The organism is Ralstonia insidiosa (assembly GCF_008801405.1).
Classification (GTDB): Bacteria; Pseudomonadota; Gammaproteobacteria; order Burkholderiales; family Burkholderiaceae; genus Ralstonia; species Ralstonia insidiosa.
The window spans coordinates 820,656-837,831 of record NZ_VZPV01000002.1 but is presented as its reverse complement, the minus strand read 5'-3'; the positions used below and the strand labels follow the sequence as shown (position 1 = coordinate 837,831).

At 63.4% G+C, this 17,176-nt stretch carries 13 protein-coding genes; 7 read left to right on the top strand and 6 right to left on the bottom strand.

Translation table 11 applies throughout. The features are described from left to right. The first annotated feature begins 50 nt into the window (after window positions 1-50). The 4 genes from F7R11_RS20580 to F7R11_RS27340 all read left to right on the top strand — a co-directional run bounded on the left by F7R11_RS20580 (window position 51) and on the right by F7R11_RS27340 (window position 8,949). Window positions 51-509 (top strand): MerR family transcriptional regulator, encoded by a 459-nt coding sequence (locus F7R11_RS20580; protein WP_021193383.1) that lies wholly within the window; start codon window positions 51-53, stop codon window positions 507-509. A gap of 104 nt (window positions 510-613) precedes the next feature. Further along, window positions 614-5,545, top strand: a complete 4,932-nt coding sequence (locus tag F7R11_RS20575; RefSeq protein ID WP_064808261.1) for an NAD-glutamate dehydrogenase — start codon at window positions 614-616, stop codon at window positions 5,543-5,545. 242 nt (window positions 5,546-5,787) lie between these two features. Then, window positions 5,788-7,512 carry an Hsp70 family protein gene (locus F7R11_RS20570; RefSeq protein WP_064808263.1) on the top strand — a complete coding sequence of 575 codons (1,725 nt, stop codon included), beginning with the start codon at window positions 5,788-5,790 and terminating at the stop codon, window positions 7,510-7,512. 288 nt (window positions 7,513-7,800) lie between these two features. Next, window positions 7,801-8,949 (top strand): energy transducer TonB, encoded by a 1,149-nt coding sequence (locus tag F7R11_RS27340; protein ID WP_238500882.1) that lies wholly within the window; start codon window positions 7,801-7,803, stop codon window positions 8,947-8,949. A gap of 48 nt (window positions 8,950-8,997) precedes the next feature. Here F7R11_RS27340 and F7R11_RS20560 read toward each other — a convergent pair whose 3' ends face one another. The 3 genes from F7R11_RS20560 to F7R11_RS20550 form a co-directional block, all read right to left on the bottom strand. Next, window positions 8,998-10,002, bottom strand: coding sequence for a Vgb family protein (locus F7R11_RS20560; protein ID WP_064808267.1), 1,005 nt, complete (start codon window positions 10,000-10,002; stop codon window positions 8,998-9,000). A 332-nt stretch (window positions 10,003-10,334) separates the two neighbouring features. Further along, the gene (locus tag F7R11_RS20555; protein ID WP_080981244.1) at window positions 10,335-10,568 is read right to left on the bottom strand and encodes a hypothetical protein; all 234 of its coding nucleotides are present in this window, start codon (window positions 10,566-10,568) and stop codon (window positions 10,335-10,337) included. 355 nt (window positions 10,569-10,923) lie between these two features. Continuing rightward, window positions 10,924-11,472, bottom strand: coding sequence for a GNAT family N-acetyltransferase (locus F7R11_RS20550; protein WP_021193376.1), 549 nt, complete (start codon window positions 11,470-11,472; stop codon window positions 10,924-10,926). Between the two features lie 151 nt (window positions 11,473-11,623). Between F7R11_RS20550 and F7R11_RS20545 the strand changes: the two genes are divergently transcribed. Then, a complete protein-coding gene (locus tag F7R11_RS20545) occupies window positions 11,624-12,100 on the top strand; it encodes an SRPBCC family protein (RefSeq protein ID WP_064808273.1) in 477 nt (158 codons plus the stop codon). Window positions 12,101-12,282: 182 nt separating this feature from the next. On the opposite strand, the gene F7R11_RS20540 is transcribed toward F7R11_RS20545, so the two are convergent. The 3 genes from F7R11_RS20540 to kbl all read right to left on the bottom strand — a co-directional run bounded on the left by F7R11_RS20540 (window position 12,283) and on the right by kbl (window position 16,154). Beyond that, window positions 12,283-13,209, bottom strand: coding sequence for a response regulator transcription factor (locus tag F7R11_RS20540; RefSeq protein WP_064808275.1), 927 nt, complete (start codon window positions 13,207-13,209; stop codon window positions 12,283-12,285). 747 nt (window positions 13,210-13,956) lie between these two features. Further along, window positions 13,957-14,925 (bottom strand): NAD-dependent epimerase/dehydratase family protein, encoded by a 969-nt coding sequence (locus tag F7R11_RS20535; protein ID WP_064808277.1) that lies wholly within the window; start codon window positions 14,923-14,925, stop codon window positions 13,957-13,959. Further along, on the bottom strand, window positions 14,925-16,154 hold the full coding sequence (gene kbl / locus F7R11_RS20530; RefSeq protein WP_064808279.1) for a glycine C-acetyltransferase: 1,230 nt from the start codon (window positions 16,152-16,154) through the stop codon (window positions 14,925-14,927). Before kbl ends, F7R11_RS20535 begins: the two co-directional genes overlap by 1 nt. A gap of 87 nt (window positions 16,155-16,241) precedes the next feature. Between kbl and F7R11_RS20525 the strand changes: the two genes are divergently transcribed. Together F7R11_RS20525 and F7R11_RS27090 are read left to right on the top strand one after the other, a co-directional pair. Further along, window positions 16,242-16,850 (top strand): helix-turn-helix domain-containing protein, encoded by a 609-nt coding sequence (locus F7R11_RS20525; protein ID WP_064808281.1) that lies wholly within the window; start codon window positions 16,242-16,244, stop codon window positions 16,848-16,850. A 12-nt stretch (window positions 16,851-16,862) separates the two neighbouring features. Next, window positions 16,863-17,021, top strand: coding sequence for a hypothetical protein (locus tag F7R11_RS27090; RefSeq protein ID WP_156669037.1), 159 nt, complete (start codon window positions 16,863-16,865; stop codon window positions 17,019-17,021). Window positions 17,022-17,176 lie beyond the last annotated feature (155 nt).

The following is a 17,176-nucleotide window of genomic DNA, read 5'->3' as shown; positions in this document are numbered from 1 at the left end:
CTAACCTTAAGCTTAAAGTTGACTTTAATGTCAAGCCCCGGAGCATACGTATGAAAATCGGCGAACTGGCGGAGCAGAGTGGCGTAGCCGCCTCGCGCATCCGCTTTTATGAGGCCAGCGGCCTGCTGCAGCCCGCACAGCGACAGGCCAACGGCTACCGCGAGTACACGCCCGACACGCTAACCCGGCTGGAGATCATCCTGTGTGCGCAGGGTGCGGGGTTTTCGCTGGAGGAAATCCGCGCCATCCTGCCGCCCGATCTGGAAAAGTGGCCGCATCAGGAATTGCTCGAAGCGCTGCACCGCAAAATCAGCGAGATTGAATTGCTGGAGCAACGCCTGGCACAGACCAAACACCACCTGCTCGCGCTCGTCGGCGACATCAACAACCGCACGGAAAGCGAGAGCTGCGCAGGGCGGACCAAGCGCGTGCTCGACAAGATCACGCAAGGCGCCGCAAAAACACCCTCAACCGATCTGCAAACGCGCCGCACAAAAAAGCGCGCCTGACCCACGCTCCCCCTTTCGGTTGACACGGGTTGCACGTTGCGGCCCAAGGGCACGCGGCGTAGCATGGAAAAGCCGTTTTTTCCGCGCTTTTCGGGAGATCGCCCATGTCTGCCCAGCACGAAGAAAAAGTCCGTCAGCACATGGCGGATGCAGTGGCCCTCGCACGCGGACGTGCGCCAGACATGGCCGCGCTGTTCGAGCCATTCATGCGGCACTACTACGGACTGGCCGACCCCGAAGACGTCGTCTCGCGCAGCGTGGCCGATCTCTACGGCGCAGCGATGGCGCACTGGCAGCTCGGCCAGAAGTTCGTGTCAGGGCAACCACGCGTGCGGGTCTACAACCCAAGCCTGGAACAGCACGGTTGGTACTGCGGCCACACGGTGGTCGAGATCGTGAACGACGACATGCCCTTCCTGTTTGACTCCGTCACCATGGAGATCAACCGGCAAGGGTTGGCGCTCCATTCTGCTTTCCACCCCGTCTACCGCATGCGGCGCGACGCGTCGGGCACCCGCACGGCGGTAGAAGCCGGCGGCGTGCTCCGGCCGGCCGCACTCGCGGGTGACACGCCAGCCGACGCCAACGACGACACGAATGGCGACGCGCACTACGAGTCGTATATCCACATCGAGGTCGATCGTTTCTCTGAGCCGCAACGGCTGCAGGCGCTGCACGACGGCCTGGTGCGCGTGCTGCGCGACGTGCGATCCGCCGTGGAAGACTGGAAGCCGATGCAAGCTGCAGCGCAATCCGCCATCGATGCGTTGGGCGCGCGCGCCGCGCATGCTTCGGCCGATGAAACCGAGCGCACGGAGATTGCCGAGGCACAAGCCTTTCTGGCATGGATGCTGGATCGGCATTTCACCTTCCTGGGCTATCGCGACTACGAACTCGTCGTGAAAGAAGATGGCCACTACCTGCAAGGTCTGCCGGGCACGGGCCTGGGCGTGCTGCGCGAAGCGTTGCGCGATGCGGCTAGCCCAGACCTTTCGCGACTTGCTCCGGGCGCGGTCAAGATCATCAACGCCCCGGCCCCCATCTTTATCACCAAGGCCAACTCGCGTGCCACGGTGCACCGCCCCGGCTATCTAGACTATGTGGGTGTGAAGCGCTTTGATGCCGAAGGCCGCACCTGCGGCGAGCGGCGCTTCCTGGGGCTGTACACCTCCACCGTGTACATGGTGCCGGCAGAGAGCATTCCGCTGGCACGGCGCAAGGTCGCCAGCGTGATCGCGCGCACTGGCTTCCTGCCGAACGGGCACCTTGCCAAGACACTTATTACGATTCTCGAACAGTATCCGCGCGATGAGCTGTTCCAGCTTGAGGGTGAGGAGCTGCACGACATCGCGCTCGGCATCCTGCGGCTGCAGGAGCGGCAGCGCACGCGCCTGTTTGTGCGGCGTGACCGCTTTGACCGCTTCGTGTCGTGCCTTGTGTTCGTACCGCGCGAGAAGTTCAACACCGACTTGCGCATTCGCATTCAGAAGCTGCTGCAGGACGCCTATCACGGCACGGGGGTTGAGTTCACACCGTTGCTGTCGGAGTCGATGCTCGCGCGCATCCACATCACCGTGCGCACACAGCCGGGCAACGTGCCCGAGGTGGATGTGGCGGAACTGGAAGAGCGCATCGTGCAGACCGCACGGCGCTGGCAGGACGACCTCGCCGATGCCCTGCTGGAGCGCGGTGGTGAGGAGCGCGGCAACCGCCTGCTGCGTCGCTATGGCGATGCCTTCCCCGCTGGCTTCCGCGAGGACTACCCCGCGCGACTTGCCGTGCGCGACATCGAACTGATGGAGCCACTGCTGGCGGCTTCACCATCGGCACAGCAAGCCGCTGCCGCCGGCACGCTCACGATGCAGCTCTATCGGCCGCTAGAGGCCCCTACCGGTGCACTGCGCTTCAAGATCTACCGCGCAGGCGAGCCGACCTCGCTGTCGCGCAGCCTGCCGATGCTTGAGCACCTTGGCGTGCGCGTCAACGAAGAGCGCCCCTACTGCGTCGAACCTGCCGATGCCGTCCCCATCTGGATGCACGACTTCGGTATGGAGACCATCGACGGCAGCGAGGTTGATCTCGACGAAGCACGCGTGCGCTTTGAAGACACCTTCGCACGCATCTGGACGGGCGAGGTCGAGAACGACGATCTCAACCGTCTCGTGCTGCAGGCGGGCCTGACGTGGCGCGAGGTACGCATCCTGCGAGCGTATGCGCGCTACATCCGCCAGATCGGCTCGACGTTCAGCAACGCCTACATGGAAAGCGCGCTGACGGGCAATCCGTCCATTGCCCGGGCATTGGTCCGCCTGTTCCTGGTGCGCTTTGACCCAGCACTCAACGAGGTCGAACGCACGCGCGATGCCGACAAGCTGCGCGCACAGATTGCCGAAGCGCTGGAAGAGGTGCCGAACCTGGACGAAGACCGCATCCTGCGTCAGTTCCTGGGCGTGCTGGAGGCCACGCTGCGCACCAACTACTTCCAGAGTGCGGCAGACGGTGGGCAGGCCGGGCAATCCAAGCCGTACCTGTCGTTCAAGTTCGACCCTGCGCGCGTGCCGGGCCTGCCCGAGCCCAAGCCGATGTTCGAGATCTGGGTGTATTCGCCGCGTGTGGAGGGCGTGCACCTGCGTGGTGGCAAGGTGGCGCGCGGCGGGCTGCGCTGGTCTGACCGGCGCGAAGACTTCCGCACCGAGGTGCTGGGGCTGGTCAAGGCGCAGATGGTCAAGAACACCGTCATCGTGCCGGTGGGCTCCAAGGGCGGCTTCATCGTCAAGCAACCGCCGCCCGCCGGAGACCGCGATGCGTACCTGGCCGAAGGCGTGGCGTGCTACCAAACTTTCCTGCGCGGCCTGCTTGACCTGACCGACAACTACGTCGACGGCCACCTCGTGCCACCGCGCGACGTGGTGCGCTATGACGAGGACGACCCCTACCTGGTGGTGGCCGCCGACAAGGGCACCGCCACGTTCTCCGACTACGCCAACGCCATCTCTGCGGAATACGGCTTCTGGCTGGGCGATGCGTTTGCCTCCGGCGGCTCGGTCGGCTATGACCACAAGAAGATGGCCATCACCGCACGCGGCGCGTGGGAATCGGTCAAGCGGCACTTCAGCGAGATGGGCGTCGATACGCAGTCGCAGGACTTCACCGTGGTGGGTGTGGGTGATATGTCGGGCGATGTGTTTGGCAACGGCATGCTGCTCTCGCGCCATATCCGTCTGCTGGCGGCGTTCGATCATCGGCATGTCTTTCTTGATCCATCCCCCGATGCGGCCACCAGCTTTGCCGAGCGCGAACGCATGTTCAACCTGCCGCGCTCAAGCTGGGCCGACTATGACAAGACGCTGATCAGCCCGGGGGGCGGCATCTTCCCGCGCACAGTCAAGTCGATTCCGCTGTCGCCCGAAGTGCGTGCGATGCTGGATGTGACGGCGACGGAGATGGCACCGAATGATCTGCTGCACGCCATCCTCAAGGCGCCGGTGGATTTGCTCTACAACGGCGGCATCGGCACCTACGTCAAGGCCAGCAGCGAAACGCATGCCCAGGTGGGCGACCGCGCCAACGACGGGCTGCGCGTGGACGGTGCAGAGCTACGCTGCAAGGTCGTCGCTGAAGGCGGCAACCTGGGCTGCACGCAACTCGGCCGCATTGAATATGCACTGCATGGCGGCCGCATCAATACTGATGCCATCGACAACTCCGCCGGCGTAGATTGCTCCGACCACGAGGTCAACATCAAGATCCTGCTGGGCCTGGTGGTGGCCGACGGCGAGATGACACTCAAGCAGCGCAACACACTGCTCGCCGAGATGACCGACGAGGTGGGCACGCTGGTGCTGCGCGACAACTACTTCCAGACGCAGGCGCTTTCACTCGCACGCACGCGCACGACGCAGTGGCTGGATGCCGAAGCGCGGCTGATGCGCTATCTGGAACGCACCGGGCGCCTGAACCGGGTCATTGAATTCCTGCCGCCCGACGAGGAGATCGACGCGCGGCGCGCCGCCAGCGGGGGCCTCACCACACCGGAGCGTGCGGTGCTGATGGCCTACAGCAAGATGTGGCTGTACGACGCGCTGCTGGCCAGCGATTTGCCCGACCAGCCCTTCGTGGCCGACGGACTGCCCGGCTACTTTCCGCATCCGCTGCAGGCACGTTGCGGCCCGACCATGCCGCGGCACCCGCTGCGGCGCGAGATCCTGGCGACCATGCACGCCAATGCGCTCATCAACCGCGCCGGCGTGACGTTCGTGCATCGCCTTGCCGAAGAAACCGGCGCCGAGCCGCTGGCTGTTGTGTGGGCCAGCTTGGTGGCGCGCGCGGTCTATCGGATGGACCCGCTCTGGGAGCAAGTCGACGGGCTGGATGCGCAGGTGCCGCACGAAACGCAGACGGCGCTGTTCACCGCATTTGCGCAGCTACACGAGCGCGCTACGCTGTGGTTCCTGCGGCGGCGCATAGCAGACGTGCCGGCCACGGTGGCACGCTTCCGCGATGCGGTGGATGCGCTGGCGCCGGAAGTGGATGGTTTGCAAACGGAAGACTCCGCGCGCACGTCGGCACAACAGCAGCAGGCACTGGCTGACGAGGGCGTTCCCGAAGCGCTGGCACGCACCGCGGCAGGTGTGCCGGCGCGCGTGTCGCTGCTCGACATTGCCGAAGTGGCCGCCGCCAGTGGTTGCGATGCCAAGCTCGCCGCACGCGTGTACTTTGCGCTCGACCAGCCGCTGGGTTATGGCTGGCTGCAGGGTGGCATCCTCAACCTGCCCACGCAAACCCACTGGCAGATGCTGGCGCGCGCCACGTTGCTTGAGGAACTGGGGCAACTGCGCCGCAGGCTGACCGGCTCGGTGCTGCGTGATGCGCCCGCCGGCATTGGGGCAGAGGCGCTGGTCGATACGTGGAAAGCCACCCGGCAGGAGGCACTGGCGCGCTACAACCGCGTGATTGCCGATCAGGTGGCTGCGGGGCAGGCAGATCTGGCCATGCTGTCGGTGGGGCTCAAGGCGCTGGCGGAAGTGGAGGCTTAGAGGCAGCGGGCCCCTCAACGCAACACCACAACACCCCTCTCCTGTGCGGCGGCCCCGGCACTTCTGCCGTGGTATCTTGGCCGCCGCGTCGTGATTCCGTTGCCTGATCGCGCCATCCGGTGCGCGATGCTATGTCGATCGCCGCATTGGCGGCATGACAGACAGGCCCCTGCGATTCACGTTACGCATCCGACAGAAATCACAAGTGGCCTGAAGGCCGCATCAAAGTTGTTGGGGGCGGGATGATCATCGGTATTGATCTGGGAACAACAAACAGCCTGGTGGCCGTTTGGGAAGACGGGCAGCCGCGCCTGATTCCGAACAGCCTTGGGGACTACCTCACACCCTCCTGTGTGAGCCTGGATGAAGACGGCACCATCCTCGTCGGACGCGCGGCGCGCGAGCGGCTGCAAACGCATCCGGACAAGACCGCCGCCGTGTTCAAGCGCTTCATGGGTAGCGAGCGCACCATCCGCCTTGGCAAGCGCGAGTTCCGTGCGGAAGAGCTTTCGGCATTGGTACTGCGCTCGCTCAAAGAAGACGTGGAAGCCGCGCTGGGCCAGCCGATCACCGAAGCCATCATCACTGTTCCCGCCTATTTTTCCGACGCGCAGCGCAAGGCCACGCGCGCAGCAGGTGTCATGGCAGGCCTGAAAGTCGATCGGCTGCTGAACGAACCCACTGCGGCAGCCCTGGCCTACGGCATCCATCAGCTTGGCGCCGAAACCCGCTTCCTTGTATTCGACCTGGGCGGCGGTACGTTCGACGTGTCGGTGCTCGACATGTTCGAGGGCGTCATGGAAGTCCGGGCGTCTGCCGGCGACAACTTCCTCGGTGGCGAAGACTTCGTCGCCTGCATCATCGACCGCTTCTTCGACCAAGCCAAGGCACCGGCCAAGCTCAAGACCGATGCCGCATTCATGCAACGGCTCACCGCGCAGGTCGAAGCAGCCAAACGCGCGCTGTCGGAACAGCCTGCGGCCACGATCGAGGTCGCTCACAACAGCGATACCTACACGCTGGAACTGGATGAAGCCACGTTCGAGCAGATCTGCGCCCCGCTGCTGCAGCGGCTGCGTGCGCCGGTGGAACGCGCCCTGCGCGACGCCAACCTGCGCGGTACGGATTTGGACAAGATCGTGCTGGCGGGCGGCGCCACGCGCATGCCGGTGGTCCGGCGCATGGTCGCCCGCATGTTCGGGCGCTTTCCGGAGTGCGAAATCAATCCGGATGAGGTGGTGGCGTTGGGGGCTGCCGTACAGGCCGGCCTGAAGATGAAGGATGCCGCGCTGGATGATGTCGTCATGACAGACGTCGCGCCCTACTCGCTCGGCGTCGCCGTGGCCATGCAGCTCCCTGACGGCTCCTATACCGACGGCCACTTTGACCCGATCATCGAGCGCAATAGCCCGGTGCCGATCAGCCGGGTGAAGACCTACAGCCCGATCCGCGAACAGCAACGCGCAGTGGATCTGCACGTCTATCAAGGCGAAGCCCGTCTCGTGACCGAGAACATTCAGCTGGGCACATTGAAAGTGCCCTTGCCGGACCTCCCGCGCGCCCAGTGTGCCGTCGACGTGCGCTTCACCTATGACGTCAATGGCCTGCTGCAGGTCGAAGCCACGGTGCAGAAGACGCAGGAAACCGTGAGCCTCATCATTGAAGACAACCCAGGCCTGCTGTCTGAAGAGGAAATCGCAGAGAAGCTCGCCGCGCTGTCGACGCTCAAGATCCATCCGCGTGACCAAATGGAGAACCGCACGCTGATGGCGCGCGCGGAACGGTTGTATCAGCAGTTGCGCGGTAAGGAGCGTGAATGGTTCGGCGCCCAGATCCGGCTGTTCGAAGCGTCACTGGCATCGCAGGAGCTGCACCGCATTCAGGCTGATCGACAGAAATTCGACGAACTGGTGGAGCACGTCGAGCGCCAGATCCGCGTCTTCCCGCAGCCAGAACCCCAAGCCTGATTCGTGACCGGAATGATCATGGTGCCGCGCTTTCTGCAGCAACTCGAACTCGATACCTCGGCGGACGAGCGCGCAATACGGCGCGCGTACGCCCAGAAGCTCAAGAAGATCGACCAGGAAGCCGACCCGGCGGGCTTTCAGGCTCTGCGCGCCGCTTACGACGCGGCGCTGATGTGGGCGCGACAGCCCAGCAGATCAGCGCCGGAACAAGACCTTGACGCAGAGGACGAGGACGAAGCCGACGCGGCGCCAAGCCCGGCGCCCACGGCATCCTTTGCGCCGCCGAACGTGGCGATCCCCAAGCTACGCGTGGAGGCGACATCGCCGCCTCCAGCAACAGCGCCCGTGCCGGCGCCGACACAGCAAGACGACGCAGCAGCGCATGCCAACACCGCGTTTGCCAGCTTCATGGATACATTCAAGGCAGCCGCGGCCAACCCGAAGACCATGCCGGACTACCACACGTGGCAGGCCGCGCTTGAAAAACTCATGGCCGGCGACGCGTTAATCAGCATGACCGCGCGCGAGATGTTCGAGTACAAGTTCGCGGCCCTGCTCACACAGGGGTGGAAGCCCGGTCATGAAGCGCTGCTCGTCGCCGCCACCAATGTGTTCCGCTGGAACGAAGACCGTCGGCACCTGCAGAACTTCGGGAACATTGGCTTCGTGCTCGACCGTGCTTTGCAGGAGCGCGCGCTGTTCGATCGCCTGCCGCCGAAGGATCGCGCTCAGCAACGCGCGCTCATCCAGCGCTTGCGCAATCCGTCGGAGCCGAACCGTCGGGAGCTGCAGGACTCTTTCCTACTGCTGGAAAACACGGTTAGGAATTTTCCAACGTGGCTGGGCATCATCACCGACGTCAGCAAACTGCCGCGTTGGCGAGAACTGTATGCCGCGTTGCCGCCTGGCAAGCGCGGGGAGCAGGCGCCGCAGCGGCAGTCGTCTGGGCCTTCCTCATCCAAACGGTCATTCTTTAGCTGGTGGTGGGTATGGCTAGTGTTGATTGTGCTGATCAATGGCGCGCGCTTGCTCGGCAACGGACCCGTGCCGCAATCGATGGCGTCTCACGAATCAAGCACTGCAGGCGGCCATGATCTTCTGGCGCAGCGCTCCCCTTCATCGACGATCGCACCACCTCCGGCATCGAGCGCGATGGGCAACACTGGCGCCAACACCATCCAATGCAATGATCCACAGCCGGTGTATCCGCCGATGTCACAAAAGATGGGCGAGGAAGGTCGAGCGACAGTCAAGCTCTTCATTGGTGAAACCGGTGAGATCACCAATGTGGCACTGACCTCTTCATCCGGCTCACCGCGCCTTGACAACGCTGCCACCACTGCCGCCCGTACCGTCAGGTGCACGCCCTATCGGCAACACGGCCAAGCTGTACCTGTCGTGGCAAGCAAGTCATATGTCTTCAGGCTCGACAACTAGTCACCCAGCAAAAAGCGAGCTTACGAAACCCCGCGTGGCGATACACCTTCAGTTCCCGCTCGCCCCTGCTGCGTTCGTCTGATAGCGCAGCAAATGATCGGTGCCAGACTCCGACAGCCACAGCTCTCCCGGCCGCCCCATCATCTGACGCACACGCGCATGCGGCCGGGGCATCGGCAACACGTCAAACGTCTCGGTGCGCGGGTCAAAGCGCACCAGTGCGTTGGCGGTCCACTCGCTGAGCCAAACGATGTCCTTGTCATCGACAAAGATGGCATAGGCGTGTGGGTCTTCACCGGGCAATTTCCATTCGCGCCATTGATGGGTTGCCGGATCGAACATACCGACCTTTCCCGCATTCCACTCACTGATCCAGACGCGCCCTTTTGAATCCGCCCAGACGCGGCGCGCGCCCTGCTTTGGCGTTGGCGGTTCGATGACCTGGGCCGCACCGCTCACACGATCAATGCGGCCCAGGTAGCTACTGGCCAGTGATGCAAAGTACAGGTTGCCGTTTGGGGTGACGCAGATGCCGTAGGCACCGGGGCCGCGCGGTGCATCGAACACGCGCATCTTTCCGCTGGCGGGGTCCAGCTCGCCGTAGATGCCGCTCTGTCCGGTAAACCACAGGTGTCCTTGCTTGTCGAAAACGGCGGTGTTCAGGTTGGCGTCGGTGCGGTTCTTCGGTAGCGGAAAGCGCGTGACGGCGAGCGTTTTCGGGTCAACGCGCACGATGGCGTTGAGGCCGCCGTCGGTCACCCACGCGGCCAGGTCGGGACCGACGATCACGCCATGCGGCGCTGAACCGGTGCCCAACGCAACACGATCCGCCTTGCCGCTGCGTGGGTCCAACCGTCCCACCGCGGCTTGCGCCTGCGCGGTGTACCACACGGTGCCGTCGGGGGATGGCGCAACGTCGTGCGGTGCACTGCCAATCGGCACGGCAAAGCCTTCATACGATGACGATTGCGGTGACTGTGCCTGCGCCGTGCCGATGGCAAGCGCAATGGACATCAGTGCTGCCATGCCCACACTTCGACCGATCTTCAACATGTCCGCCTCCGTGCGAGGCACACCAACCGCTTCAGTGTTGCACCGATACCGTCGCCATCCCAACCCATATTCGCCTGCCTCAGCACAGCAAAAAGGCCCATGCAGTTGCACCGCGTGGGCCGCTTGGTGTTGTCATCGCGTGAGTGGATCCATGCTCCATGTGCTCGCACATTTCATCGCGCATTTCGCGCTCGTGATCCTTGGCGGCCTATGGACGATGGTGATCCGCACACCGCGCACGATCGAGGCCGCAAACGGCAACGGTCACGGCCGGATGCCGTATTGGCTGCACATCAGGAATGAGGAAGCGTTCGTGCGCGAAAGCCGTACGCTCAATGCGCAGTGGCGGTGGCCAACCTTCGCCCGCTGGCGCGAACAAGGCCCGAAGCTTTGAGGAAGACATACCCCTGAAGGGTCACCCGCGCGTAGCAACGGTCGGGGCCACGATGCTCCAGCGTGACGAGCTGCCGCTCGATCAGCGCCTCGACATCGGCACGATCGAGTTCATCGGGCTCGGCACCATCGTTGACGAGAAGCAGGACGGCAAATTCATGGGGACTCAGCACAGTCGACTCCATCGTGGTTGTCGGTCACGGAAGGGCCGCCGTGACGATAGGCTTGATTCACTGACACCATGAGCACTGCAAGAGCCGATGAAAATGAGCGCGCGCGTGCTGTGCCGGCCTGCAGGAGAACCAAGCATAGGCGTGCGTGAACGACCAATCAAGGCGCCCGCTCACCACGTCTGCGTGATGCGCTGCACGATCGTTCACACGTTTACGCACCTTGTCGGGCGACATACGTTTGCCCTCAAAACGCGCGAACGGGTGACAACGATTGCGCTGGCCTTGTGTGTGCGCCCTAGTCTTTTTTTGCTAGGGCGTCTGCCAGCGGCATTGAGCCTTGTTGCTGCTGCAGCAATCAACCGTCAACCGGTTGCTCAGGCATTTGCAGATTCAATTGATAGAACGCGGCATCCAGCCAGCGGCCGAATTTGAAGCCGGCTTCTTTGACGGTGCCCGCGTGCACGAACCCCAGGCGGGTGTGCAGGCCGATGCTCGCCCCGTTGGCCGCATCAATGCAGCCCACCAGCACGTGCACCTGCTTTTCTTTTGCGCGGCGGATCAACTCGCGCAGCAACCGCTCGCCAAGCTTGCGGCCACGGCATGCGTGGTGCACGTACACGCTGTGCTCCACCGTGTACTTGTAGGCGGGAAACGCGCGGAACGTGCCCCAGCTCGCAAAGCCCAGCAGCTTGCCCGCGGCATCGACCGCGCCCACCACCGGAAAGCCACCCGCACGCTTGGCAGCAAACCAGGTCTCCATGGCTTGCGGCGGGCGCGGCACGTAGTCGTACAGCGCGGTGGAGTTGACGATGGCCTCGTTCAGGATTTCAAGAATGGCTGACGCATGCTCGGCCTCGGTGCAGTCGATCAGGCGGATGTCGTCATGGGGTGCGGGGGAAGTCATGCAAGCTCCGGTGCAGCGGTTCGATGATTTCCATCATACTGGATTTACCATCCATTAAACTGGAACTCACACCATGGGCGACGCAACACGCCACTCTGGTTTTCGTGCCTGGTCGCGCGTTCTATGCTGAAACAACAACGGGAGAACGCCCATGCCGCAGTCGACCTTTGTCTACGTGACCTATATCCGCACGACACCCGAGAGGCTGTGGCATGCCCTCACCGATGCCGACGCCATGAAGCAGTACTGGTTCGGCATGCGCTGTGAAAGCGAATGGACGGCGGGCGCTTCGTGGGCGCTGGTATCCGGCGACGGTGTGGTCTTCGACGACGGCCAGATCGTCGAGGCCGAGCCACCCCGTCGCCTGGTCATCCGCTGGCAGCACCAGACCAAACCCGAACTCAAGGCCGAGGGCCCGTCACTCTGCACGATGGAACTGGAGCCCAGCAGCACGGCAGTCAAGCTGACGATCACGCACAGCATCGAGCGTGCACCTTCGAAGCTGATCGAAGCCGTGTCGGGTGGCTGGCCGAAGATTCTGTCCAACTTGAAGTCGTTGCTGGAGACGGGCGCTATCGCGCTGGAGGAGGCCTATCCGCCCAAGAGCGCCCAGCCTCAACAAGCGTGAACGACATGCGATAGAAGGCGCGCGCCTTCCAGGGAAAGGCACGCCATGGCCGTCTGCCGGTTCAAGCGATCAGTCTTCGTCCGCAACGATGTTGCCCGACGCCAGAAGCCGTACAGCACGTCGATGCGCTCAACGCGGTCAACCGCGTGACGTGGGGATCGGACGCTGGAGACCCGAGCGTGTCAGCCCAAGCGGGCTGTGCCGTTGGCGGTGCGCACGTGCGGGCGTGGTGGTTTGGCGGGTGTCACGCCGCCAAAGGCGCGTGTCATGGCCGCCCACCGCGATTCCGCACCGTGGTCGGCCACCGCAACGCGGGGCGCGCTCATCACAGCATCGGTGGCAGACATCGAGGTGGACGCAGACGCGCGCGACGGGCCGGCAGCGGTCTGGACAAACACGGCGGTGTCTTCCTGCACGGCGGCAGTGGTTTCACCCTGCGCCATGGCAGTGCCTTGCAGTTCCAGCGGAATGCCCAGGCGCATGGCCGCATACACGGCTTCGCTCTTATTGCGCACATTGAGGCGGCGATACAGCGTGCACGCGTGCGTTTTGACGGTGGCTTCCGAAATGCCGAGCAGGCGGCCAACACCCTTGACCGAATGCCCGCGCGACAGGAGCACCAGCACCTCGTACTGGCGCAGCGACACATTCAACCGCTGCGCGGCTTCCGACGCATCAAGCGCGAGCATGGTGACGGCCGTGGCGGCCGGGCGTGGCATCAATGCCGGATACGACTGCCCGCCCGCCAGCACCAGCTGCAGCGTGGCCAGCAGCACTTCAGGCGGCTGTGATTTGGCGGCATAGGCATCCACCCCGCACGTCATCGCAACGTGCGCCTCTTCTGCCGACAGGCGGGCCGCGAGCAACACCACGCGGCTGGCCTCGCTGCAAGCAATGGCTTCACGCAATTGGGCCGTGTCGACTGGGCCATCGGCTTCGTCCAGGCCGATGACGAGCAGGTCGGCACGCGTATCAACAGCATGCACGTCGCCCGGCTCGCCAACCGGCAACACGGGGGCAACGACTTCCAGGCCCAGGGTGGGATGCTTGAGCAGTGCGCCAAGTCCGGCTCGCAGCAACGGATGATTCTCCAGCAGGACTGCTTTCATGGTTTCCTCGTTTTCTGGTGAAGCGATTCCGGTCGCGCGCATACCGAGCCTGCCGCGGCAGGCGTGCACGTGCGCGTAGTCGACCGTTGAAACCCCGGGACCGTCCGAAAGAAGCGCCCTGCCACCGGCGAAGTGCGAGAGCGCCAGCAGTGGAGAAGCGAAGTGCGAATGCCGTGGATTGCTCCGGATCCGCTTATTTGGAAGAACGTTGTGTGCGTGAGGCGCAAAGCGCTTGCTCACGCAGCGTGACCGCACGACATTGAGCAAGCATCGGGCCAGAACCGTGCAATGCAACATCTGCTTACACACTTGGCACAAAACCGACCGGTCGGAAGGTGGTTGAAACCCGCTGCAGCAACGGCTCAATGGCCTGCAGCACCGTTTGCTGCACTGCCGCGCACGCACCCGATTTTGTAGCCGGATGGTGACGACTTCAGGACGCGTGGCGAATGCACGCTCGTGCCGTTGGTCGATAACTGAACGTTTTTACAACCTGTTTTAAAACTTACCAGGCAAGAGAGGCCGGCGCCGCTTGGTCACGGAAACATGTGCTGCAAGCAATGCGGAGGTGACGGATGCAGCGCCGCTCAGGCGCTTACGCCGCATCACGAAGTGGGTGCGGCGGACAGGGCATGCCACGGGAGCAGGAAGGGGCGGGCATGCTGCATGGTTGGACACAACCTGTCCGGCCGATACTGGGAGCAGCCCGGCAGTCGGCTCTATTTCCGCCGACTGCCGGGCAGGTGCTCAATGCGCCAGGTGCGCGAGGTTCTTCAGCATGTCGGTCGTCATTTCCGCCACGCCGTACTCGGGCTTCCAACCCCAGTCGCGCCGGGCGACCGAATCGTCGATCGAGTTGGGCCAGCTTGCGGCAATCGCCTGACGGAAATCCGGCGCGTACGCCACGTCAAACGCCGGATGATGCTTGCGGATTTCCGCCGCCAGCTCCGCCGGCGTAAAGCTCACACCCGCCAGGTTGTAGCTGCCGCGCTCGGTAATGCGCTCGGCTGGTGCTTCCATCAACTCGATCGTGGCGCGCACGGCATCGGGCATGTACATCATGGGCAGCGCCTCGTCGCTCTCCAGAAAGCACGTGTAGCGCTCGCCCTTCACGGCGGAATGGAAGATGTCGATGGCGTAATCGGTGGTGCCGCCGCCCGGAGCGGTCTTGTACGAGATCAGCCCCGGATAGCGCAGGCTGCGCACGTCGATACCGTGGTGCTCGAAGTACCAGCGGCACCAGCCCTCGCCCGCCAGCTTGGAGATGCCGTAGACCGTCTTGGGCTCCATGATCGTGCTCTGCGGCGTGTTGTCGGCCGGCGTGGTGGGCCCGAATGCCGCAATTGAACTCGGCCAGAAGATGCGCTCGATGTTGTGCTGGCGCGCGGCCTCCAGCACGTTCAGCAGGCCGTTCATGTTGAGCTGCCAGCCCCACGTGGGCGATTGCTCGGCGGCCGCCGAAAGCGCCGCCGCCAGGTGATAGATCTGCGTGATGCCGTGGCGCTCGATGATCTCGCGCAACTGCCCGCGATCGGTCACGTCGAGCATTTCGTGGCGGATCTGCGGATGGCGCCCCTTGGGCACCATGTCGCTGGTCACCACGTTGCCGGTGCCGTAACGCTCGGCCAGCGCCGCCGCCAGCTCCGTCCCCAATTGCCCATTGGCGCCGATGATGAGAATGCGCGGCGCGGTGCCAGTGCCAGTACTGCTGCTCATCAGATGATCCCCAGTTCCTTGCCGGCGGTTTCAAACGCCTTGAGTGCCGCATCAAGCTGCTCACGCTCGTGCACCGCGCTGATCTGCACGCGGATACGCGCCTGCCCCTTGGGCACCACCGGGTAGAAGAAGCCGATCACATACACACCCAACTCCAGCAGGCGTTTGGACAGCGCCTGCGCCTTGGGCGCGTCGTACACCATGATCGGCACGATGGGGTGGTCGCCCGGCTTGATGTCAAAACCGAGTTCAACGATCTTGCGGCGGAAGTAGAGTGCGCTGTCTTCCAGCTTGTCACGCAACGAGGTATCGGCCTCCAGCAAGTCGAGCACCTTGATGCTGGCGCCAACAATGGCCGGTGCCACGGTATTCGAGAACAGATACGGCCGCGAGCGCTGGCGCAGCAGCGCCACCACTTCCTTGCGCGCGCTGGTAAAACCACCCGATGCACCGCCCAGGCCCTTGCCCAGCGTGCCGGTAATGATGTCGATCTTGCCGAACACGCCGCGGTGCTCGTGCGAGCCGCGCCCGCGCTTGCCCAGGAAGCCCGTGGCATGGCACTCATCAATGCCCAGCAATGCGCCAAACTCATCGCAAATGGCGCGAATTTCATCCAGCCGCGCGATGGTGCCGTCCATCGAGAACACGCCATCGGTAAAGACCAGCTTGAAGCGCGCGCCGGCTGCATCGGCGGCTTTCAGTTGCGCGCGCAGGTCATCCAGATCGTTGTGCTTGTAGCGATAGCGCTGTGCCTTGCACAGGCGGATGCCATCGATGATGGACGCGTGGTTCAACTCATCGCTGATGACGGCGTCTTCGGCGCCAAGCAACGTCTCAAACAACCCACCGTTGGCATCGAACGCCGAGCCGTAGAGGATGGTGTCTTCCGTGCCGAGAAACTTGGCCAGCCGCGCTTCCAGCGTCTTGTGCAGATCCTGCGTGCCGCAGATGAAGCGCACGGAGCTGAGGCCAAAGCCGTGCGAATCCAGTGCCTCGTGCGCGGCCTTCAGCACCTCGGGGTGCGACGACAAACCCAGGTAGTTGTTGGCACAGAGGTTGATGACCTCCTTACCGTCAGCCGTGTGGATCACGCTGCCCTGCGGCGAGGTGATGATGCGCTCGGTCTTGTACAGACCGGCCTCCTCAATGGCTTCCAGCTCGTGGCGGATGTTGGCGTAGAAAGCTTCGATCGAAGCCCCCGTCGAGGCATTGCCTGCCGTTGTCCCCATGGTGCTCCTCCTGTAGACTGCGTTGATCGATAAATCGAACAAGTTCGATATATCGAATAATTTGTTCAATTTACAAGATACCATCCGATGGCACAAGCCCCTGCCACCCGTCCGTTTGAAGAAGGGCTTGCTGACGGCCCACCGGCCGTTGGCGCCAAGCTGCAAGTGCTGCGTCAGGCACGCAAGCTGTCGCTGGACGAACTCTCGCGCCGCGCCGGCGTGTCCAAGTCCATGCTCTCGCAGGTCGAGCGCAACCTCGCCAACCCCACCGTGGCCGTACTGTGGCGCTTGGCAACCGCGCTGGGCGTGGGGCTGGCGGATTTCCTCTCGCCCGAAGGTGCGGCGGATGCGGCGCCGTCCGTCACCGTCATCCCGGCTCACTCCATCCCAGTCATCAAAAGCCCGGATGGCAAGTGCGAATTGAAGATTCTTGGGCCGGTGGACTTGGCGGCGCGTTTTGAGTGGTATGAGCTGTCGATTCAGCCAGGCGGTGTGCTGGCGTCAGAACCGCATGAGGTGGGGACGAAAGAGCACCTGTCGGTGCTCAGCGGCACGCTGACGGTGCAATCGGGTGCAAGCGAGAAAAAGGTACGGCACGGAGAATCCGCGCGCTACCCGGCGGACGTGCAGCACGCGATTTCGAATGCGGGGAAGACGGTGGCGACGGCGTTGCTGGTGGTGGAGTGTGCGCAGTAGTGAACGCAAACAATGGGCACGCAACTGCTACAGACTGAAGACGATTACAACGAGGCGCTCGCCATCGCGTCGAAACTCGTCGATGCTGCCGCTAAGCCCGGCATGACAGATAGAAATCGCCTCGGAATCATGACCGGGCTGATCGAGCTGTTGAGACTCACTCAACGCTGAACTCTCGCATCAGCGAGCGCCGCGCTTTCCAAAGACCGCGCTCAATTCAGTCTGAATTGCTGGTTCACTTAATTTTGAACTATCCGAGGTTTGGTTCTCTTAACTTTGAACTTTCCGGCTACGTTTCCAACGTCAGAAATAGCACGGGCTGGCCG